Origin of the sequence: Streptomyces sp. NPDC051684 (assembly GCF_044453445.1) — a bacterium.
Taxonomy (GTDB): Bacteria; Actinomycetota; Actinomycetes; order Streptomycetales; family Streptomycetaceae; genus Streptomyces.
Genome location: NZ_JBITCS010000053.1, coordinates 1 through 20,020, shown reverse-complemented (window position 1 = coordinate 20,020; position 20,020 = coordinate 1). Strand labels below are relative to the sequence as shown.

Genomic DNA, 20,020 nt, shown 5'->3' with positions numbered 1-20,020 from the left:
CTACGCAGCAAGGACATCATGAGCCAGCACTCCACGGACCAGCCGGTGGCGGCCGCCACCACGACCCGCGAGACCGCCGACTGGTGGCGGGACGCGGTCATCTACCAGGTCTATCCGCGCAGCTTCGCGGACAGCGACGGCGACGGCACCGGTGACCTCGAAGGCATCCGGCAACGCCTGCCGCATCTGCGCGAGTTGGGCGTGGACGCGGTGTGGCTGTCCCCGTTCTACGCCTCGCCGCAGGCCGACGGCGGCTACGACGTCGCCGACTACCGGGCCGTCGACCCGATGTACGGCACGCTGCTCGACGCCGACGCGGTGATCCGCGACGCGCACGCCCTGGACCTGCGCATCATCGTCGACCTGGTCCCCAACCACTCCTCCGACCAGCACGAGTGGTTCAAGCGCGCGGTGGCGGACGGTCCGGGTTCGCCTCTCCGGGACCGCTACCACTTCCGCCCCGGCAAGGGTGCGAACGGCGAACTCCCGCCCAACGACTGGGAGTCCATCTTCGGCGGCCCCGCCTGGACCCGACTCCCCGACGGCGAGTGGTACCTGCACCTCTTCGCCCCCGAGCAGCCCGACCTCAACTGGGAACACCCGGCGGTCGCCGACGAGTTCCGCTCCATCCTGCGCTTCTGGCTGGACATGGGTGTCGACGGCTTCCGGGTCGACGTCGCCCACGGCCTCGTCAAGGCGGAGGGCCTGCCGGACCTCGGCGGCGGCGACCAGCTGAAGCTCCTCGGCAACGACGTGATGCCGTTCTTCGACCAGGACGGCGTGCACGAGATCTACCGCTCGTGGCGCCTGATTCTCGACGAGTACGACGGCGAGCGCATTTTCGTCGCCGAGGCGTGGACGCCGACCGTCGAGCGGACCGCGAACTACGTCCGCCCGGACGAGCTGCACCAGGCGTTCAACTTCCAGTACTTGGGGGCCCCTTGGGACGCGGAGGGCCTTCGCGGGATCATCGACGGCTCGCTCGACGCGATGCGCCCGGTCGGCGCCCCGGCGACCTGGGTGCTGTCCAACCACGATGTCACCCGGCACGCCACCCGCTACGCCAACCCACCCGGCGGCACCCAGATCCGCACCCCCGGCGACCGTGAACTCGGCCTGCGCCGCGCCCGCGCCGCCACCCTCCTGATGCTCGCGCTGCCCGGCTCCGCGTACCTCTACCAGGGCGAGGAACTGGGCCTCCCGGACGTCACCGACCTGCCCGACGAGGCCCGCCAGGACCCGGCGTACTTCCGCGGCGCGGGACAGGACGGCTTCCGCGACGGCTGCCGGGTGCCGATCCCGTGGACCCGCACCGGGCCCTCGTACGGCTTCGGCGACGGCGGCAGCTGGCTCCCGCAGCCCGACACGTGGGGCGGGCTGAGCGTCGAGGCGCAGACCGGCGACCCGGACTCGACGCTGGAGATGTACCGCTCGGCCCTCGCCCTGCGCCGTACGACACCGGGTCTCGGCGCCGGCGACGGCGTGAAGTGGCACGGCGACGCCCCGGAAGGTGTGCTCCACTTCGAGCGCCCCGGCTTCGCCTGCACGGTCAACACGACCGGCGCGACCGTACGGATCCCCGCGCCGGGCACCGTGCTGCTCGCCTCGGCGCCGGTGACGGTGGCGGACGGAGCCCTCGACCTGCCCGCCGACACGACGGTGTGGTGGGAGATCGCCTGACGCCCGGCACGGCACCAGGAAGGGGCGGCACCCGGTCGGGTGCCGCCCCTGAGGCATAGGCTCCCGCGTGTGAGGTCACAGGGGAGGGGCGGTCGGCGCCAGGGCGCGCGCCGCGCCGTGCCGGCCGTGGTCTGGGCGGCGGTGCTCGTCGCGTTCGCGCTGCCGCTGCGCCACGGGCTGCTGGCGACGCGTGCGTACGTGGACGGGTACTGGGCGACGGCGGACCAGATCGGCGAGCGGAACACCAGCGAGACGTTCACCTGGAGGACGCCACGAGGCGAGGCCGTGCGCGGTGTCGTGCACGGCCTCGGGGAGAAGGGGTACTTCGACGAGCCGGTCGAGGAGGACGCCGAGATCTACCCGGTGCGCATCTGGGTCTCGGCCGCCGGTTCGGCCCACTACGACGAGGCGCCGCCCGAGGCCGCGATGGTGTTCGGCTACGGAGCGGCGCTCGCCGTCGCGGGCGCGACCGCCTATGTGCTGTGGGCGGTGCGGCGCGCCCGCGACCCGCGCTGAGCGGTTACGCGGTGCGGAAGGCCACCGCCCCCTTCGCCGGCACCGTGAGCTCCGCCTTGCCGCCGGAGACGGTCACCGAGCCCTCGCCGAGGACGTTGTCGTACGTGCCGTCGGGCACACTCGTCGTGTACGTGTGCGTGTGGGCGGACGACGAGTTGTTGATCGCGACGAAGCCGACGTCGCCGCGGCCGAAGCCGATGACGTTCGAGGCGGGTGACTGCCAGTCCGTCACCGCCTTGCCGGCCGCCGCGTTGTGCCAGCCCACCATCCCGGTGATCGCGGTGTCCCGGTCCAGGCAGGACCAGGCGCCCGAGCAGTCGGTGTCGGTGACGATCCCGTTGCCGTCGTTCGGCGGCGCCTGGTCGCTCTGGTCGAACTTCCAGGCCGCGTAGACCGAGGGACGCCCGTAGCCGCGCGCCAGCTGGAAGACGTTGGCGAGGGTGGCGGTCGCGCCGTCCTTGTAGCTGAGCGTGTCGCCGTTGCGCTCGGTGTCGTGGTTGGTGACGAAGCTGTTGGAGTGCTCCTCGTCGGCCAGGCCCCAACTGCTGCCGAACGACGCCAGGTTGGCGATGTCGCCGCCGCCGAACTGCGACTTCATGGCGGCCGAGTACGTGAAGTCGAGCACGTCACCGTTGGCGTAGTAGTCGCCCGTGGAGGGTGGTGTGCCGGGGTACACCTCCTGCGTGATGTACGGGGCGTCGCCCGCGCCCGTCTTGTGCAGCGCGCCCACGATCGCGTTCAGATCGGCGGTCTCGATGTGCTTCGCGGCATCGACGCGGAACCCGTCGACGCCCAGGTCGATCTGCTTGTTGAGGAAGCCGGTGATCTTCTCGCGGACGCCCGACTCGGAGGTGTCCAGGTCGGGCAGGCCGAGCAGCTCGCAGTGCTGGACCTCGTGCTGGTCCGACCAGTTGGAGATGGTCTTCGTGCAGTCGTCGCTGTCGGCCGGATCGTAGTCCGGGGTGTCGTACTTGTTGGAGATGGTGGTGCCCGCGTAGCCGGGCCCGGGCTGGGCGGACGTGTGGTTGATGACGGCGTCCGTGTAGACCTCGATGCCGGCGCCGTGGCAGGTGTCCACCATGGACTTGAAGTCGCTCGCGCTGCCGAAGCGGCTGTCGAGCTTGTACGAGTACGGCTGGTAGACGTCCCACCAGTAGTAGTCGCCCTGCTTGAGGGACTCCTGGGGCGGGGCGACCTGGACGGCGCCGTAGCCCGCCGGGTCGAGGGTGTCGGTGCACTCCTTGGCGACCGAGGCCCAGTTCCACTGCCACAGGTTGGCGATGACATCACCGTTGGGTGTGCCGGTGTCGGCGGCGGTCGCGGTCGGCGCGGGCAGGGTCGCCATGCAGCCGAGGGTGAGGGCGCCGATGGCCGCCGCGGTGGCGGTGCGGCGGCGCCTGCGAGGGCTTCTGGGTGTGAGGGATGTGCCGTGTTTCATGTGCGGCTCCTGAATGTGGGGTTCGGGTGGCGCGTCGTGAGCGTGGGGCAGACGAGTGCGCCCCGTCAATGGGCAGTTGAAAATTCTTGCTACATCTTTCGCAACTCTTGCAGTCGTGTTCCGGCAGGCGTTACCGTCACGCGGCGGACCGGCCCCACCTCCCCACGCGCGCGGCCGGTCCGCCCCAACACACCGCATCCCGCGAGGAGTTCCCGACGTGAGCCGCAATCCGATGCGCGTACCGCACAGACGCGCCGCCGCGTACACCGCGGCAGCCGCGCTCCTCGTGACGCTTGCCCAGCCCCTGGCCGCCCGCGCCGCCGCGCCGCCCCCGCCGCCCTCCGACGCGAAGCTCGCGGCCGAGCCTGCCCGCCACGACCTCACCCGCGAGCAGTACTACTTCGTGCTCCCGGACCGCTTCGCCAACGGTGACACCGGCAACGACAAGGGCGGCCTGACCGGTTCACGCCTCGCGACGGGCTACGACCCGACGGACAAGGGTTTCTACCAGGGCGGCGACCTCAAGGGCCTGACGCAGCGCCTCGACTACATCAAGGACCTCGGGACGACGGCCATCTGGCTCGCCCCGATCTTCAAGAACAAGCCCGTGCAGGGCGCGGGCAAGGACGCCTCGGCCGGCTACCACGGCTACTGGATCACCGACTTCACGCAGGTCGACCCGCACTTCGGCAGCAACGCCGACCTCAAGAACCTGATCTCCAAGGCCCACGGCAAGGGCATGAAGGTCTTCTTCGACGTCATCACCAACCACACCGCCGACACGGTCGACTACGCCGAGAAGAAGTACGGCTACCGCCCCAAGGGTGCCTACCCGTACCTCGACACCAAGGGCCGCCCCTTCGACGACGCGAAGGGTGTCACCTCGAAGGTCGACGCGGACTCCTTCCCGTACACCCCGAAGAACACGGGCGAGATGAAGCCGTCCTGGCTCAACGACCCGACGATGTACCACAACCGGGGCGACTCGACCTGGGAGGGCGAGTCCACCACCTACGGCGACTTCTCCGGCCTGGACGACCTGTGGACCGAACGCCCCGAAGTCGTCTCCGGCATGGAGAAGATCTATGAGAAGTGGGTGCGGGACTTCGCCGTCGACGGCTTCCGCATCGACACCACCAAGCACGTGGACATGGACTTCTGGACCCAGTGGGCCACGGCACTCGACAAGTACGCCGCAGCCCACGGCCGCAAGGACTTCTTCATGTTCGGCGAGGTCTACTCCGCCGACACCGACGTGACCTCCCCGTACGTCACCCAGGGCCGCCTCGACGCGACACTGGACTTCCCCTTCCAGGACGCGGCCCGCGCCTACGCCTCGCAAGGTGCCTCCGCCGACAAGCTCGCGAAGGTCTTCGCCGACGACTACAAGTACGCCACCGACAAGGCGAACGCGTACGAGCAGGTCACCTTCCTCGGCAATCACGACATGGGCCGCATCGGCACCTTCCTGAAGGCCGACAACCCCAAGGCGTCCGACGCGGAACTCGTCGAACGCGACCGGCTCGCCAACGAGTTGATGTTCCTCTCGCGCGGCAACCCCGTCGTCTACTACGGCGACGAGCAGGGCTTCACCGGCGCGGGCGGCGACAAGGACGCCCGCCAGACGATGTTCGGCTCGAAGGTCGCCGACTACCTCGACGACGACGAGCTGGGCACCGAGCGCACGCACGCCGACGCCGCGTACGACACGAAGCACCCGCTCTTCAGGTCCATCGCCGCGCTGTCGAAGCTCCGCAAGGACAATCCGGCGCTGGCCGACGGGGCGCAGAAGGAGCTGTACGCGAAGGGCTCGGTGTACGCGTTCTCGCGCACCGGCGACGACCGCGAGTACGTCGTCGCCGTCAACAACGCGAGCGAGGCGAAGACGGTCGAGCTGCCGGTCGAGTCCGCCAAGTTCCGTGCGCTGTACGGCGGTTCCGGCGTCGAGTCGGCGTCCGGCGGTCGCGTGAAGGTCACCGTTCCCGCCCTGTCCTCGCTCGTCCTGCGCGCCGAGTCGAAGCTCCCCGCGCCGGCCGCGAAGCCCACGCTGTCCCTGAAGGCCCCCGCCGCCGGAGCCACCGGCACGGTCACGCTCACCGCCGACCCCGGCGACACCGCCTCGGCCCGCGTCGTCTTCGCCGCCCAGACCGGCAACGGCGCGTGGCGCACGCTCGGTTCCGTCGACCACGCCCCGTACAAGATCACCCAACGCGTCCCCGACACGGTGTCGACCGGAACGTCCTTGCGGTACAAGGCAGTTGTGGTGGACCGCACTGGACGCACCGCGAGCGCCCTCGCCGACACGACGGCGGGGCAGCCGCCCGCGCCCGAGAAGCCGACGGCCGTGGACCGCGACTACGCGGTCGTGCACTACAAGCGCGCCGACGGCGACTACGACGGTTGGGCCCTCACGTCAGGTGACCAGAAAGCCGAGTTCAGCGGCCGGGACGCGTACGGCGCCTTCGCATGGGTGAAGGTGCCCGACGGCGCCTCCTCCGTGCCGTACACGGTCGAGAAGTCCGGCACCGCCGACGGCGGCGAGCGGACCGTCGACCTGGCGAGGACCGGCGAGGTCTGGGTCGAGCAGGGCAAGGACGGCCAGCAGACGACCCGGCCCGACGGCGTCTACCCGCCGCAGGACGTCACGAAGGCCATCATCCACGTGCACCGCCCCGACGGCGACTACGACGGCTGGGGCCTGCACACCTGGACCGGCGCCGCGAACCCGACCGACTGGTCGAAACCGCTCCGGCCCACCGGCAAGGACGCGTACGGGCTGACCTTCGAGGTGCCCCTGGCCGACGGCGCGACCTCGCTGAGCTACATCCTCCACAAGGGCGACGAGAAGGACATCGCCACGGACCGCTCCCTCGACTTCGCGACGTACGGCAAGGAGGTGTGGCTCAACTCCGGTGACACCACGTACCTCCTCCCGTCCGTGGGCACGGGCGCGGACCTCGACCTCGGGAAGGCCGAGGCGCAGTGGATCGACGCCGACACCGTCGTCTGGAAGGTGAAGGCCACCGCCGCCACCAGCCAGCAACTGGTGTACGCGCCGGAGGGCGGCATCGGCGTCGAGGACGGGGCGCTGACCGACGAGGGCCGGTGGCTGCGGCTGAATCCTGGCGACCTGACCGACGCGCAGAAGGCCAAGTACCCGCACCTCAAGGACTATCCGGCGTTCACCGTCGACCCGCGCGACCGCGACCGGGCGCGCGACGCGCTGCGCGGCCAGTTGATCGCCACGCAGCGGGCGGCCAACGGCGCGCTGCTGGCGGCGACCGGCGTACAGACGGCGGGCGTCCTGGACGACACGTACGGCGAAGCCGCTGAGAAGGCCGCCCTGGGACCGGTGTTCAAGAACGGCAGGGCGACCCTGTCGGTGTGGGCGCCGACCGCCCGTGAGGTGTCCCTCGAACTCGGCGGGAAGCCCATCGCGATGCGCCGCGACGACAAGAGCGGCGTGTGGTCCGTGTCCGGGAGCGCGGCCGCCTGGCGCGGCAAGGAGTACCGGTACGCCGTCAAGGTGTGGGCGCCCAGCGTCCAGAAGCTCGTCACGAACAAGGTCACCGACCCGTACTCCGTGGCGCTCACCGCGAACTCGGAGCGCAGCCTCGTCGTCGACCTCGGTGACAGCTCCCTCGCCCCGAAGGGCTGGTCGCGCCTGGCCAAGCCCAAGGCCGTGCCCATGAAGGACGCGCAGATCCAGGAACTCCACGTCCGGGACTTCTCGGTCGAGGACGGCACGACACCGGCGAAGGACCGCGGCACGTACCGCGCCTTCACCGACAAGGACACCGACGGCTCGAAGCACCTGCGAGCGCTGGCGAAGTCCGGCACCTCGTACGTGCACCTGCTGCCGGCCTTCGACATCGCGACGATCCCCGAGAAGAAGTCCGAACAGGCCATGCCGGACTGCGACGTGAAGGCGCTCGCACCCGACAGCGAGACACAGCAGGAGTGCGTCGGCAAGGTGGCCGGCAAGGACGCCTACAACTGGGGCTACGACCCGTACCACTACACCGTGCCCGAGGGCTCGTACGCGAGCGACCCGGACGGCACGCGGCGCACCGTCGAGTTCCGCGACATGGTCAAGTCACTGAACGAGGACGGCCTGCGGGTCGTCATGGACGTCGTCTACAACCACACGGCGGCAAGCGGCCAGGACAAGACATCCGTCCTGGACCAAGTGGTGCCCGGCTACTACCAGCGGCTCATGCCCGACGGCTCGGTGGCGAACTCCACCTGCTGCTCCGACGCGGCGCCCGAGAACACCATGATGGGCAAGCTGGTAGTCGACTCGATCGTGACCTGGGCGCGCGAGTACAAGGTCGACGGCTTCCGCTTCGACCTGATGGGACACCACCCGAAGGCCAACATCCTCGCGGTCCGCAGGGCCCTCGACGCCCTGACCCTCGCCAAGGACGGCGTCGACGGCAAGAAGATCATCCTCTACGGGGAGGGTTGGAACTTCGGCGAGATCGCGGACGACGCCCGCTTCGTCCAGGCCACGCAGAAGAACATGGCGGGCACTGGCATCGCCACCTTCTCCGACCGGGCACGGGACGCGGTGCGCGGCGGCTCACCGTTCGACGAGGACCCGGGCGTGCAGGGCTTCGCCTCCGGCCTCTACACCGACCCCAACTCCTCGAAGGCGAACGGCACATCGGCCGAGCAGAAGACCCGCCTCCTGCACTACCAGGACCTCATCAAGGTGGGCTTGTCGGGGAACCTCGCCGCGTACGAGTTCACCGACACGGCGGGAAAGAAGGTGAAGGGCTCCGACGTCGACTACAACGGCGCCCCCGCCGGCTACGCCGACGCCCCCGGTGACGCCCTCGCCTACGCCGACGCGCACGACAACGAGTCCCTGTACGACGCGTTGACGTACAAGCTGCCCGCGTCGACGAGCACGGCGGACCGCTCCCGCATGCAGGTCCTCGCGATGGCCACGGCGGCCCTCTCCCAGGGCCCGGCGCTCTCGCAGGCGGGCACCGATCTGCTGCGCTCGAAGTCCCTCGACCGCAACTCGTTCGACAGCGGCGACTGGTTCAACGCGATCCACTGGGACTGCCGAGCGGGCAACGGCTTCGGCCGCGGCCTGCCGATGGCCGCCGACAACAAGCCCAAGTGGCCCTACGCGAAACCCCTGTTGGCGTCGGTGAAGGTGCCGGGCTGCCCGGACATCGAGCGGACCTCGGCCGCGTACCAGGACCTCCTGAAGATCCGCACGACCGAACCGGCCTTCCGGCTGTCGACGTCGGCGGAGGTCCAGAAGGCGCTGTCCTTCCCGCTCTCCGGCAAGGACGAGACACCGGGCGTCATCACGATGCGGCTCGGTGACCTCGTGATCGTGTTCAACGCGACACCGGAGCGGCAGAAGCAGGAGGTCACCGACGCGGCCGGGACGGGATACCGGTTGCACCCGGTGCAGGCCGGTGGCGCGGACGACGCGGTGAAGTCGGCGTCGTACGCGAAAGACTCGGGGACCTTCACGGTCCCCGGGCGTACGGTCGCCGTGTTCAGCCGCGGCTGAGTGCTGGGGGTGCCGCGGTGTGTCTCCTCAGCGGGGCGCGTCGCGCGCCACCTTGCGCGCCCACAGCACCAAGGGGATCTGCGCCGGAACCCGCGCCTGGACGGCGCGCCGCAGCGGCGCGGGGCGGTCCTTCCAGTCGGCGGCCATCTTCACGTTGGCGGGCACGACGGCGACGAAGAACACGGCGGCCGCGGTGGCGGAGCGGGACCGGGTGCGCGGCACGGCGATGCCCGCCGCCAGCGCCAGCTCCACCACCGCGCTGGCGTAGGTCCAGGCGCGCGGGGAGCCGGGGAGCCGGCGCGGCACGATGGCGTCGAACTGCTTCGGGAGCAGGAAGTGGGCGGCCCCGGCGCCGGCCAGCAGCCCGGCGAGGAGATCGGAGGAGCGGACGCGGCGCAAGTGGGCCTCCAGGTGGCAGGGGAGTGCGGTGCGGTCCGCACGACCATACTCACGGGTAACCATCGGCGTCGAGGGCTTCTCCGGTAGATGTCGAGGCCTTCGGTAATGGACAGGGAAACTGTGCAGCCAAGGTTGCACAGCCTTGGCTGTCGATCTACCGTGGAGGCATGAACGACGACAGTGCGTCCGTCGCGGAGCTCGCGGCCCGGGCCACCGACGAGGTGTGGGTGGTCATCGGTCGGCTCCGCCGCAGGCTGATGGCGCTCGACGTGGACCCCGAGTGCGAGCTCTCGCCCGCCCAGGCGTCCCTGCTCTCGCGGCTCGACAAGTACGGGCCCTCCACCGCCAGCGACCTCGCCGCGATCGAGAACGTGCGACCGCAGTCCATGGCCAAGCACGTCATCGCCCTGGAGGAGCGCGGCCTCGTCGAGCGCCATGCGGACCCCGAGGACGGGCGCCGACGCGTGGTCGAGCTCACCGCGGCGGGGCGCGAGCGCCGCCAGGGGGTGCGCAGGGCCCGCCAGGCATGGCTCGCCGGGCAGTTCGCCGAGCGCGGCAGCGCGGAGCAGTTGCGTGCCGTGATCACGGCGATGGCGCTGCTCGACGAGGTGACCCAGGCGTGAGCGGCATAGCCGAGCGGATCCGGGGAGCAAGGGAGCGGAGCGGACGGAAGCGGGGCGTCGGCGACGGGTTCGACCGACGGCTCGTCGCGCCGATGATCCTCGGGTCGATCCTCAACCCGATCAACTCGTCGATGCTCGCGGTCGCGCTCGTCCCGATCGGCCACGCCTTCGGCGTCCCGCCGTCCCAGACGGCCTGGCTGGTCTCCGCGCTCTACCTCGCGACGGCCGTCGGCCAGCCGGTCATCGGCCGGCTCGTGGACGCGTTCGGGCCGCGCAGGCTCTATCTGCTCGGCACCGCGCTCGTCGGCCTCGCGGGCCTGCTCGGCGTCCTCGCGCCGAGCTTCTGGGTGCTGATCGTGTCCCGTGTGCTGCTCGGCTTCGGCACCTCCGCCGCGTACCCGGCCTCCATGTATCTGCTGCGCACCGAGTCCGAGCGCACCGGCATGAAGAGCCCCAGCGGCATCCTCGCCGCGCTGTCGGTGTCCAATCAGGTCATCGCCGTCATCGGCCCGACCCTCGGCGGCGTGCTGATCGGACTCGGCGGCTGGCACCTCATCTTCGCGATCAACGTTCCGCTGTCGCTCGCCTGCCTCGTGCTCGGCGCGCTGCGGCTGCCGAAGTCGGCCAGGGCGGGCCGCGAGGCCGACGCCGCGACCTCCGCGGACGTGCCCGGCATGCTGCTGTTCGCCGGATCGCTCACCGCGTTCATGCTCTTCCTCACCGCGCCCGGGACCGCGCACTGGTACCTGCCGGTGATCGGCGCCGTCGCGGGAGCGGTCTTCGCCCGCCGGGAGCTGGCCTCCGCCGACCCGTTCATCGACCTGCGCGTCCTGAGCGGCAACACCCCGCTGCTCGCCACGTACGCGCGCCAACTCCTCGCGTACACCACGTCGTACGCGTTCCTGTACGGCTACAGCCAGTGGCTCCAGGACGGCCGCGACCTCGGCCCCGAACAGGCCGGTCTCCTGCTGCTCCCGATGTCCCTGATGGCCATCGCCGTCACCGTCCTGACCGGGCGCCGCCCACAGGTGCGCGGCAAACTGTTCGTCGGAGGCATAGCCCAACTCATCGGAGTGACAGCCCTGTTGGGGCTGAACTCCGACAGCCCGATCTGGCTCCTCGTCGTCATCGGCGCGGTGTTCGGCATCCCGCAGGGCCTCATCGGCCTCGCCAACCAGAACGCCCTCTACGCCCAGGCCGATCCGGAACGCACGGGCGCCTCCGCCGGACTCCTGCGCACCTTCAGCTACCTGGGCGCACTGCTCGCCTCCGCAGCCAACGCCGCGTTCTTCAAGGGCGGCGCCGACACGGCCGGGCTGCACGAGCTGGCCTGGATGCTCGTCGTGGTCTCCGTGCTGCTGCTCCTGGTGACGTTGGCCGACCGGGCGCTGCGCCGGATCGGCCGCGACTGACCCCCGTACCCCCTCGCACCTCTCAACTCCGCACACCGGTAAGGACTTCACGTGTCTCTCAGCACCCTCGACCCCAGGACCGCCCTCGTCGTCGTCGACCTCCAGAAGGGCCTCATGGGCGTGTCCGGCGCCCCGTACGCCGTGTCCGACGTCGTCGAGCGCAGCGCCCGCCTCGCCGACGCCTTCCGTGCCGCGGGACTCCCGGTCGTCCTGGTCCGGGTCACCTTCGCCGCCGACGGCTCCGACGCGACGCCCGGCCGCACCGAGACGCCCAGCGGCGGCCGCGCCATGCCCGAGGGCTGGGACGAGATCACCGACGCGCTCGCCGGGCACCCGCAGGACATCACCGTCACCAAGCGGAACTGGTCGGCGTTCTACGGCACCGACCTCGATCTGCACCTGCGCCGCCGCGGCATCACACAGGTCGTCCTGACCGGCGTCGCCACCAGCATCGGCGTGGAATCCACGGCCCGCGCCGCCCACGAGCACGGCTATCACGTCACCCTCGCCACCGACGCCATGACCGACCTCGACCCCGAAGGGCACCGCGGCAGCGTCGAGCGGATCTTCCCGCGCCTGGGGGAGACCGGCACGACCGACGAGGTGCTGAAGCTGCTCGCCCCGACTCACTGAACCGCGCCCGGTCCCTGACGCCCCGTCGGCCGCGCCGTACGCTTCTGGTGTTCGAAGCGGACGACGGAAGGCAGTTGCGGGGCATGGGGTTTCAGGAACGTACGCGGTTCGGGCGGCTCGGCCGGTCGACGGTGCCGGCCGCGCTCACGGTGCTGCTGCTCGCGGGATGTCAGGGGATGGGCGGCGAAGGGTCCGAGGACTCGGCGCACGGCGCGGAATCCTCCACGTCGGCGAGCGCGACCGCAGGCGGTTCCGCGCAGCAGGGCACCCTGCCCGGCGTGCCGAGCGCGGACGAGGCCCGCGGCGAACTGACCGAACTGAAGGTGGCGCCCCACGGCTCCATGTCCGGCTACAGCCGCGAGAAGTTCCCGCACTGGGCGGAGCAGGGCGACAACTGCACCACCCGCGAAGCGGTCCTCAAGCGGGACGGCAAGGACGTGCAGACCGACGACGAGTGCCGGGCGGTCTCCGGGGACTGGGTCAGCGTGTACGACGGCGAGAAGTTCACCGACTCCGGGGACCTCGACATCGACCACACCGTGCCGCTCGCCAACGCCTGGCGCTCCGGCGCCGACCAGTGGTCCCAGGAGCAGCGCAAGGCGTTCGCCAACGACCTCGAACACCCCCAACTCCTGTCGGTGTCCGCCCACTCGAACCGCTCCAAGGGCGACCAGGGCCCCGACGAGTGGCAGCCGGACGCCAAGGACTACTGGTGCACGTACGCCCGCTCCTGGGTGGCGGTGAAGTCGAACTACGAACTGACCGTCACCGACGCCGAGAAGAAAGAGCTGACGACGATGCTGGGAACGTGTTCCGCATGACCCAGGACCGTTTCGAGGACCAGGTGAAGGCCGGCCCCGGTGGCGCAATGACCGACGAGGTCGGTGTCATCACCGGCGACCTCACCGTCGCCACGATCCGGGAGGCCGCGGACGCGGCCCGGATCGCCGTCCAGTACACCGGCGCCGACGAGTGGTACACCCTCACCGGCAGCCCCGCGACGGTGCCGCCCGACGGCCTGTCCGCGCTGCACACCGAGGTGCTGCGCAGCGTGGAGCGCGGGGGAGGCGCGGTCAGCCCTTGAGGGCCAGGGCCTGTCGTTTGGATCAGGTCCTACGCCTCGAAGTGGCGCCGCGGATTGACCCGCAGGATCGTGTCGATGTCGTCCTTGGACACACCCTTGTCGGCGAGGGCGGGCAGTACGTCCTCGCTGATGTGCCGGTAGTTCCACTTCGGGGCGACCTCGGCGCGGTCCACGTCGCCGAACCAGTCGATGACGCACGAGGCGTCGTGCGAGATCGTGATCCGGTCGGTGTATCCCCGGCGCACCAGCTCGACGATGGTGTCGACGCGCTGCTCGGTGGTGAGCGGGGCGTCGAGCCCGAACCGGTCCATGCCGAGATACGAGCCCGCTTCGGCGAGCCGCGCCAGATAGTCGATGTCGTCGGTGTCCCCGGAGTGCCCGATGACGACGCGCGCGAGGTCGACGCCCTCCTCCGCGAGCACGCGCTGCGCGACGAGCCCCGACTCCGAGGCCGCGTGGGTGTGCACGGTGATCGGTGCCCCGGTGCGCACGGAGGCCTGGCCGACCGCCCGCATGGCCCGCTCGACCCCGGGCGTGAGGCCCTGCTCCTCGATGGCGCACTTGAGGAACGCGGCGCGCACACCGGTGTCCGCGATGCCCTCGGTCAGATCCTTCACGAACAGGTCGACGAGCGGCTCGGGGCCGCCGAACAGGGTGCCGGGACCGTTGTAGTGGAACTGGAACGGCAGATCGTCGTACGTGTAGAGACCGGTCGCGGGAACGATGTTGAGGTCCGTACGGGCGGCGATCTGCTGAATGCGGGGGATGTAGCGGCCGAGACCGAGCACCGTCGGGTCGAGGATGGTGTCGATGCCGAGCCCCTTGAGCTCGTTCAGCTGGGCGACCGCGTCGTCGACGACGGCCTGCTCGTCCCACCGCGCGTAGTTCTGCCGGAACTCCTCGCCGACGATGACGACGTGTTCGTGGACGAGTACGTTCCCGAGTTCGCTGGAGTCGATCGGACCACGGACCGTCCAGACCTGCGTCATCGGCGCACCTCTCGATGTGGACGTCGGAGTTGACGTCGGATTCAAGGTGAGCCGAGCGTCCCGCCGGGCGCCCGCGGGCGTCAAGACATGGGGCGAGGTGTGATCGAAAGAGGCCCGCCGGCGGAGCCTCCAGGGCGTTGGGGGGCGCCCCGAAGCCCGGCCGACGAGCGACTCACAGACGGCGGATCCAGGCGGCGATGCCGTGGCCCACCACGAGATAGATCACCGCGGGCAGGGCGTTGTTGAAGAAGACACGCAGCCCCTCGGTGTCCATGGTGAAGATGTCCCGCGCCCAGCCGGAGAGCCAGTCCGCCATGCCGTGCACGAACTCGACGAACACGTTCGACTGGTTCGCGTCGAGCAGGTACAGCACGATCCACAGGCCCAGGAAGACCGCCGCGATGTCGGCCAGCGTGTGGACGAGCAGGGCGAACCGGTCCGCGCCCCGCCCGCTGCGATTGCGCACCGGGCGGCCGTTCGGCGCGAACCCGGAGTTCTGGCCGTAGCCGGTGTGCGGGACGGGCTCGTACGGGACGTCCGGGTCCTGGCGATAGGCGGGCGGCGGCGGACCGTCGTACGGGGCGCGGGGGCCGCCGCCGTGCATGGGGGCGCCGGGACCACGGTCGTAGGACGGGCCGGGACCGCGGTCGTACGAGGAGCCGGGACCGGGGCCGTAGGGGGCGGGCCCGTCGTTGATCGGGCCGCCGGGGATGGGGGCGGTGTCTCCGCCTTGGGCGGAATATGGACCGCTATGAGGTGGCCTGTTCGGGCTGGAGCCGTATGGGGCATTGCGCGGAATGCCGTCGTTGGGGTGAGTCACGGGCGGCATGTTGCCTGTCCCGGACCGCTGAAACCCGCTTCACGGTCACTTCACAGACACCGCGCATCGCGGGCTTTCCTTTCGGACGAAGTGACCGGCCGAAGAGCGGTGTGCCGCGGGCCGGCGGGACCGGTGGCCCGGGTTGGTCAGATGGCCCGGTGGCGGGGCACGGCGGCGGCCGGGGACTGGACCAATGGCCCACTCGATCCGGCCACAGTTGAACCACGAGCCCCTCAGGTGCTGCAATGGGCAGGTCGATGGCGCTGCGGACCCGGAAGGGTCTCCGCGGCGCTTTTTCCATGTCAGGGGACGGACGCGGTACGAAAGGGGCGGGGCACGTTGCTGAAGAGGGCGTTCGTGGCGGCGGATCCGGGACGGATCCGGCTGCGGTTCGCGACGCGGGCCGTGCTGGGGATCGGGCTCGCCGTCGCGCTGTGCGGCGCGGTCGGGCACTCGCTGACCGGCGCGATCACCGGCGGCCTCGCCGCGCTGCTCGCGCTGTTCACGGTGACCGACGCGACGGTGCGCGGGCAGGCCGTCACGACGGCGCTGCTGCCGGCCGTCGGACTGCCGGTGCTCGCGCTCGCCGCGGCCCTGCACGACGTGCCCCTCGCACGCGATCTCGCCTTCCTCGCGGTCGTGGGCGCGGGTGTGTACGCGCGGCGGTGGGGACCGCGTGGGCACTCGCTCGGCGTCTTCGCGTTCATGACCTTCTTCGCCGCCCAGTTCCTGCACACCGTGCCGCGGCAATTGCCCGAGCTGTACGCCGCCGTGCTGCTGTCGCTCGGCGCCGCGGCGCTCGCCCGGTTCGGGGTGTGGTGCTACGAGCGGCGGCTCCCGGCGCCCGCGGGCGTGCCCGCGCCGACCGGCGGGACGGGGCTCGCGCGGATCACGACGCGGCAGGCCGTGCAGGCGACCGTGGGGGCGGCCTTCGCGCTCGGCATCGGGCAGCTGCTCTCGGACCAGCGGTGGTACTGGGCCGTGGGCGCCACGTGGTGGGTGTTCGTGGCGACGACGTCGCGCGGGGAGACCGTGGTGCGCGGATTCCGACGCTTCCTGGGCACGGTGCTCGGCATCGTCCTCGGCTTCCTGGTCGCCGTCCCGCTGCACGACCACGCGGTGGCCGCCGCCGTCATCGTCGCGATCAGCGTCTTCGGGATCTTCTACACCGCCCACGTCTCGTACACGTGGATGATGCTCGCGGTCACCGTCATGGCGAGCATGCTGTACGGCTTGCTCGGCGTGCTCGACCCGGCGCTGCTGGCCCTGCGGGTGGGGGAGACGGCGGTCGGCTCGCTCGGCGCCGTGCTCGCGGTGCTGCTCCTGCTGCCCGTGACCACGCACTCCGTCACCGAGGCGTGGGTCGAGCGGGCGCTGCGGTGCGTGCACGCGTGCACCGCGGAGGCGGCCGCGCGGCTGGGCGGCGACGCGGGCGCGGATCCGGCGCCGCGGGTGGCCGAGCTGGAACACATCCTCGGGCGCGTACGTCTTTCGCTGGCGCCGCTCGTGCATCCGCTGAGCCCCGTGAAGGCCCGCAAGGGGCGGGCGCGGCAGGTGCTCGCGCTGCTCGACGACTGTGCGCGGCAGGTGCGGGGGCTCGCGTCCGTCGCGGCGGACCCGGAGGCCTCCCACGATGTGCGGCTCGCCGCGGCGTGCCAGCGGGTGGAGTCGGCCGTCGAGGCGCTCATGGCGCCCGCGCCGGATGGCCGTGTGGTGGTCGCGGCCCCGCATGCCGCGGACGCGGAGCACCCGGTCCTGTCCCATCTGCACGCGATCGAGCACGCGCTGGTGGAATTGGCGGTGCCCCTCCGCGGGGCGCGCGGCGCGTAGCCCATGCCTCGGGGCTCCGCCCCGGACCCCGCGCCTCAATCGCCGGCGGGGCTTGATATCCCCACCCGCCGGCAGGGTCGAGCCACGGCGTGCAGGAAGGGGCGCGCGCCCCCGGTGCAGTTCCTTGCGCTCCCCGTGGGGGCGTAACCGGTCACCCGGCGGCGCGTACTTGTGGTTGTCTCGCAGCGGCGTGGACACCGCCGTACCGATTGAGGCACGTGTCCGGGGCACATACAGGGTGGATCAGTTCGCCCGACGGGTAGACCCCGCGCCATCGAACGCCCACGGCGCACGCCCGTGCGGGAGCGGGCCGCGCGCCGACCACCAGCCGCTGGGGGTGCACCCATGCGCAGCAACCTGCGCCGCAACGGAACACGAGCCGTGGAGGCCGCGACGAACGCCACCGACCCCGCGGACGCCGCCGGTTGGCTCGCCCTCGCCCCGAACCGGCACACCGGCGCCCGCGCCGCCGAACCGCCCCGCCACGACCGCTGCCCGGTCACCGCCGAGGGCGCCCGCCCCGAGCCCGTCGTCCCCCGCGGCACCGGCGAAATCGCGCACGCCGCCGCCATGTTCGTCCGCCAGCACCACGCGGAGCAGGACCTCGGCGACCCGGCCGCCCGCCTCGCCGAGATCGACGCGGAACTGGAGGCCACGGGCACGTACACGCACACCCCGCAGGAACTCGTCTTCGGCGCCCGCGTCGCCTGGCGCAACGCCAACCGCTGCATAGGCCGCCTCTACTGGCAGTCCCTGCGCGTCCGCGACCTGCGCCACCTCGCCACCGCCGAAGAGATCGCCGAGGCCTGCGCGGACCATCTGCGCGAGGCGGCCCCCGGCGGCCGCATCCGCCCGCTCATCACGGTCTTCGCGCCCGACCGCCCCGACCGCCCAGGACCGCGCATCTGGAACGAACAACTCATCCGCTACGCCGGCTACATCCAGCGCGACGGCCATGTGGTCGGCGACCCGCGCGGCACCGGACTCACCGCGTACGCCCGCCGCCTGGGCTGGCGCGGCGGCGAGGGCAGCCCCTTCGACGTCCTGCCGCTGCTCGTCCAGACGGACCCGCGCGAGCGGCCCCGCTGCTTCGACCTCCCCGCCGACGCGATCCTCGAAGTCCCCCTGCACCACCCGGAGTTCGACTGGTGGTCCGGGCTCGGCCTGCGCTGGCACGCGGTACCCGCACTCGCCAACATGTGCCTGGAGATCGGTGGCCTCTGCTACGGCGCGGCCCCCTTCAACGGCTGGTACATGGGCACGGAGATAGGCGCCCGCAACCTCGCCGACACCGACCGTTACAACCTGCTGCCCTACCTCGCCGACCGCCTCGGCCTCGACACCTCCAGCGACCGCTCGCTCTGGAAGGACCGCGCGCTCGTCGAGCTGAACCGCTCCGTCCTGCACTCCTTCGACGACGCGGGCGTCACCATGGCCGACCACCACACCGAGTCCCGGCGCTTCCTCACCCACGTCGCCCGCGAGGAGTCCCGCGGCCGCGCCGTCGGCGCCGACTGGTCGTGGATCGTCCCTCCGCTCTCCGGCTCGACGACCCCGGTCTTCCACCGCACCTACGACGACGCGCCGAGCACCCCCGCCTATGTTCACCACCCCGACGCCCACACCCGCGCCCGCGGCGAGGAACCACCCCAGGAGCGGCCTCCGAGGCCCTGGCGCGACCTGCTCTGACCTAGGGCTTGTCGTCACACTCCCGTCTGCGTCGCGGCCCTTCGGGCGACGACGGGAGTGTGACGACAGGCCCTGCCCCGCTGCTACCGTCGGCGGCGCGGGCGCCGGGCCCGCACGCCGAAAGGGGACGCAGTGACCGGGAGTCAGGCAGAGCGGGCGTACATCGGATCGTTCACGGCGGCCGGCGGGCGCGGCATCGTGACCGCGGCGCTCGACCCCAAGGACGGCTCGCTCACCCTCCTCGACTCCACGGACGAGCTGCCCGACCCCTCGTACCTGACGCTCTCCGGCGGACTGCTGTACGCGGTGAGCGAGACGACTGAAGGGGCGGTGGCCGCGTTCCGCACGGACACGAGACCGCTGACCCCCGCTGCGCCGCCGGTGCCGGTGGACGGCGCGGGGTCCACCCATCTGTCGGTTTGGGACGGCCGCGTGATGACCGCCAACTACGGTTCCGGCAGCGTCAGTTCGGTGCCGCTGCGCGCCGACGGCATCCCGGCCGGGTCCGGGGCGCAGGTGCACCGGCACACGGGCTCGGGCCCGCACCCGCAGCGCCAGCAGGCCCCGCACGCCCACCAGATCCTCCCCGACCCGACCGGCGCCTGGGCCCTCGCGGTCGACCTGGGCACCGACTCGGTCCGCACGTACACGAAGAACCCCGAAGGCAGCGGTCTCCAGCCGCACGAGGAGACGGCCCTGCGCCCCGGCTCGGGCCCCCGCCACCTCGCCTTCCACCCTTCGGGCGACTACGTCTACGTCCTCAACGAACTCGCCCCCACGCTCACGGTCTGCGCCTGGAGCACCGCCGACGGCGCCCTGAAGCCGCTCACCGAGGTCCCGGTCCTGACGGGCACACCGGCCGACGACGCGTACCCCTCGGCGCTCGTCGTCGCCCCCGACGGCCGCTTCCTGTGGACGGCGACGCGCGGCGCCGACCTGCTCTCCCTCTTCGCCCTCGACCCGACCGGCGAGCGGCCGACCCTGCACGGCACCGTCCCCTGCGGTGGCAACTGGCCCCGCGACCTGGCACTCGACCCGTCGGGACGCTTCCTCTACGCCGCGAACGAGCGCTCCGGCGACGTCACATGGTTCACGGTCGACCGGGAGTCGGGGGTGCCGGTGCGAGGTGGCAGCGTGCCGGTTCCGGCGGCGTCCTGCGTGGTGTTCGGCTAGGGCTTGTGGGGGGGGGGGGGGGGGGCCCCCCCCCCCCCCCCCCCCACCACCCACCCCCCCCCCCCCCCCCCCCCCCCCCCCCCCACCCCCCCCCCCCCCCCCCCCCCCCCCCCCCCCCCCCCCCCACCCCCCCCCCCCCCCCCCCCCCCCCCCCCGCCGCCCCCCCCGCCCCCCCCGCGGCCCCTCCCAGCGCCTCAG

General features: G+C 71.6%; 15 protein-coding genes. 11 read left to right on the top strand and 4 right to left on the bottom strand.

What is annotated here, in order from left to right:
* Positions 1–18: 18 nt before the first annotated feature.
* Together ACIA8D_RS38040 and ACIA8D_RS38035 are read left to right on the top strand one after the other, a co-directional pair.
* Positions 19–1,680, top strand: coding sequence for a glycoside hydrolase family 13 protein (locus ACIA8D_RS38040; RefSeq protein WP_399239390.1), 1,662 nt, complete (start codon positions 19–21; stop codon positions 1,678–1,680).
* A gap of 69 nt (positions 1,681–1,749) precedes the next feature.
* Positions 1,750–2,196: a hypothetical protein gene (locus tag ACIA8D_RS38035; RefSeq protein WP_399239388.1), complete on the top strand. Its 447-nt coding sequence runs from the start codon at positions 1,750–1,752 to the stop codon at positions 2,194–2,196.
* Positions 2,197–2,200: 4 nt separating this feature from the next.
* Here the strand turns inward: ACIA8D_RS38035 and ACIA8D_RS38030 are convergent, their stop codons facing one another.
* The gene (locus ACIA8D_RS38030; RefSeq protein WP_399239386.1) at positions 2,201–3,634 is read right to left on the bottom strand and encodes an alpha-amylase family protein; all 1,434 of its coding nucleotides are present in this window, start codon (positions 3,632–3,634) and stop codon (positions 2,201–2,203) included.
* A 232-nt stretch (positions 3,635–3,866) separates the two neighbouring features.
* On the opposite strand from ACIA8D_RS38030, the gene pulA reads away from it, so the two are divergent.
* On the top strand, positions 3,867–9,170 hold the full coding sequence (gene pulA / locus ACIA8D_RS38025) for a pullulanase-type alpha-1,6-glucosidase (RefSeq protein ID WP_399239426.1): 5,304 nt from the start codon (positions 3,867–3,869) through the stop codon (positions 9,168–9,170).
* A 27-nt stretch (positions 9,171–9,197) separates the two neighbouring features.
* Here pulA and ACIA8D_RS38020 read toward each other — a convergent pair whose 3' ends face one another.
* Positions 9,198–9,632, bottom strand: coding sequence for a hypothetical protein (locus tag ACIA8D_RS38020; protein WP_399239384.1), 435 nt, complete (start codon positions 9,630–9,632; stop codon positions 9,198–9,200).
* Positions 9,633–9,736: 104 nt separating this feature from the next.
* On the opposite strand from ACIA8D_RS38020, the gene ACIA8D_RS38015 reads away from it, so the two are divergent.
* The 5 genes from ACIA8D_RS38015 to ACIA8D_RS37995 all read left to right on the top strand — a co-directional run bounded on the left by ACIA8D_RS38015 (position 9,737) and on the right by ACIA8D_RS37995 (position 13,321).
* Positions 9,737–10,192 carry a MarR family winged helix-turn-helix transcriptional regulator gene (locus ACIA8D_RS38015; protein WP_399239382.1) on the top strand — a complete coding sequence of 152 codons (456 nt, stop codon included), beginning with the start codon at positions 9,737–9,739 and terminating at the stop codon, positions 10,190–10,192.
* Between the two features lie 92 nt (positions 10,193–10,284).
* Positions 10,285–11,604 (top strand): MFS transporter, encoded by a 1,320-nt coding sequence (locus ACIA8D_RS38010; RefSeq protein ID WP_399239424.1) that lies wholly within the window; start codon positions 10,285–10,287, stop codon positions 11,602–11,604.
* A 51-nt stretch (positions 11,605–11,655) separates the two neighbouring features.
* Positions 11,656–12,237 (top strand): hydrolase, encoded by a 582-nt coding sequence (locus ACIA8D_RS38005; protein ID WP_399239380.1) that lies wholly within the window; start codon positions 11,656–11,658, stop codon positions 12,235–12,237.
* Positions 12,238–12,320: 83 nt separating this feature from the next.
* Complete coding sequence (locus tag ACIA8D_RS38000) at positions 12,321–13,058, top strand: HNH endonuclease family protein (protein WP_399239378.1); 738 nt, start codon at positions 12,321–12,323, stop codon at positions 13,056–13,058.
* Positions 13,055–13,321 carry a hypothetical protein gene (locus ACIA8D_RS37995; protein WP_399239376.1) on the top strand — a complete coding sequence of 89 codons (267 nt, stop codon included), beginning with the start codon at positions 13,055–13,057 and terminating at the stop codon, positions 13,319–13,321. The genes ACIA8D_RS38000 and ACIA8D_RS37995 overlap by 4 nt, the downstream gene beginning before the upstream one ends.
* A 29-nt stretch (positions 13,322–13,350) precedes the next feature.
* Here the strand turns inward: ACIA8D_RS37995 and ACIA8D_RS37990 are convergent, their stop codons facing one another.
* Positions 13,351–14,310: a phosphotriesterase gene (locus ACIA8D_RS37990; protein ID WP_399239374.1), complete on the bottom strand. Its 960-nt coding sequence runs from the start codon at positions 14,308–14,310 to the stop codon at positions 13,351–13,353.
* 172 nt (positions 14,311–14,482) lie between these two features.
* Positions 14,483–14,914 carry a hypothetical protein gene (locus ACIA8D_RS37985; protein WP_399239372.1) on the bottom strand — a complete coding sequence of 144 codons (432 nt, stop codon included), beginning with the start codon at positions 14,912–14,914 and terminating at the stop codon, positions 14,483–14,485.
* A gap of 555 nt (positions 14,915–15,469) precedes the next feature.
* Between ACIA8D_RS37985 and ACIA8D_RS37980 the strand changes: the two genes are divergently transcribed.
* The 3 genes from ACIA8D_RS37980 (at position 15,470) to ACIA8D_RS37970 (ending at position 19,822) form a co-directional block, all read left to right on the top strand.
* Positions 15,470–16,960, top strand: coding sequence for an FUSC family protein (locus ACIA8D_RS37980; protein WP_399239370.1), 1,491 nt, complete (start codon positions 15,470–15,472; stop codon positions 16,958–16,960).
* Positions 16,961–17,530: 570 nt separating this feature from the next.
* Positions 17,531–18,649, top strand: coding sequence for a nitric oxide synthase oxygenase (locus tag ACIA8D_RS37975; RefSeq protein ID WP_399239422.1), 1,119 nt, complete (start codon positions 17,531–17,533; stop codon positions 18,647–18,649).
* A gap of 132 nt (positions 18,650–18,781) precedes the next feature.
* On the top strand, positions 18,782–19,822 hold the full coding sequence (locus ACIA8D_RS37970) for a lactonase family protein (RefSeq protein WP_399239368.1): 1,041 nt from the start codon (positions 18,782–18,784) through the stop codon (positions 19,820–19,822).
* Positions 19,823–20,020: the final 198 nt, after the last annotated feature.

Excerpts from the sequence above, each read along its gene's own strand:
- ACIA8D_RS38040 (WP_399239390.1), top strand. The coding sequence starts at position 19 with ATGAGCCAGCACTCCACGGACCAGCCGGTGGCGGCCGCCACCACGACC.
- ACIA8D_RS38030 (WP_399239386.1), bottom strand. The coding sequence starts at position 3,634 with ATGAAACACGGCACATCCCTCACACCCAGAAGCCCTCGCAGGCGCCGC.
- pulA (WP_399239426.1), top strand. The coding sequence starts at position 3,867 with ATGCGCGTACCGCACAGACGCGCCGCCGCGTACACCGCGGCAGCCGCG.
- ACIA8D_RS38020 (WP_399239384.1), bottom strand. The coding sequence starts at position 9,632 with ATGGTTACCCGTGAGTATGGTCGTGCGGACCGCACCGCACTCCCCTGC.
- ACIA8D_RS38015 (WP_399239382.1), top strand. The coding sequence starts at position 9,737 with ATGAACGACGACAGTGCGTCCGTCGCGGAGCTCGCGGCCCGGGCCACC.
- ACIA8D_RS38010 (WP_399239424.1), top strand. The coding sequence starts at position 10,285 with ATGATCCTCGGGTCGATCCTCAACCCGATCAACTCGTCGATGCTCGCG.
- ACIA8D_RS38000 (WP_399239378.1), top strand. The coding sequence starts at position 12,321 with ATGGGGTTTCAGGAACGTACGCGGTTCGGGCGGCTCGGCCGGTCGACG.
- ACIA8D_RS37995 (WP_399239376.1), top strand. The coding sequence starts at position 13,055 with ATGACCCAGGACCGTTTCGAGGACCAGGTGAAGGCCGGCCCCGGTGGC.
- ACIA8D_RS37990 (WP_399239374.1), bottom strand. The coding sequence starts at position 14,310 with ATGACGCAGGTCTGGACGGTCCGTGGTCCGATCGACTCCAGCGAACTC.
- ACIA8D_RS37985 (WP_399239372.1), bottom strand. The coding sequence starts at position 14,914 with ATGCACGGCGGCGGCCCCCGCGCCCCGTACGACGGTCCGCCGCCGCCC.
- ACIA8D_RS37975 (WP_399239422.1), top strand. The coding sequence starts at position 17,531 with ATGTTCGTCCGCCAGCACCACGCGGAGCAGGACCTCGGCGACCCGGCC.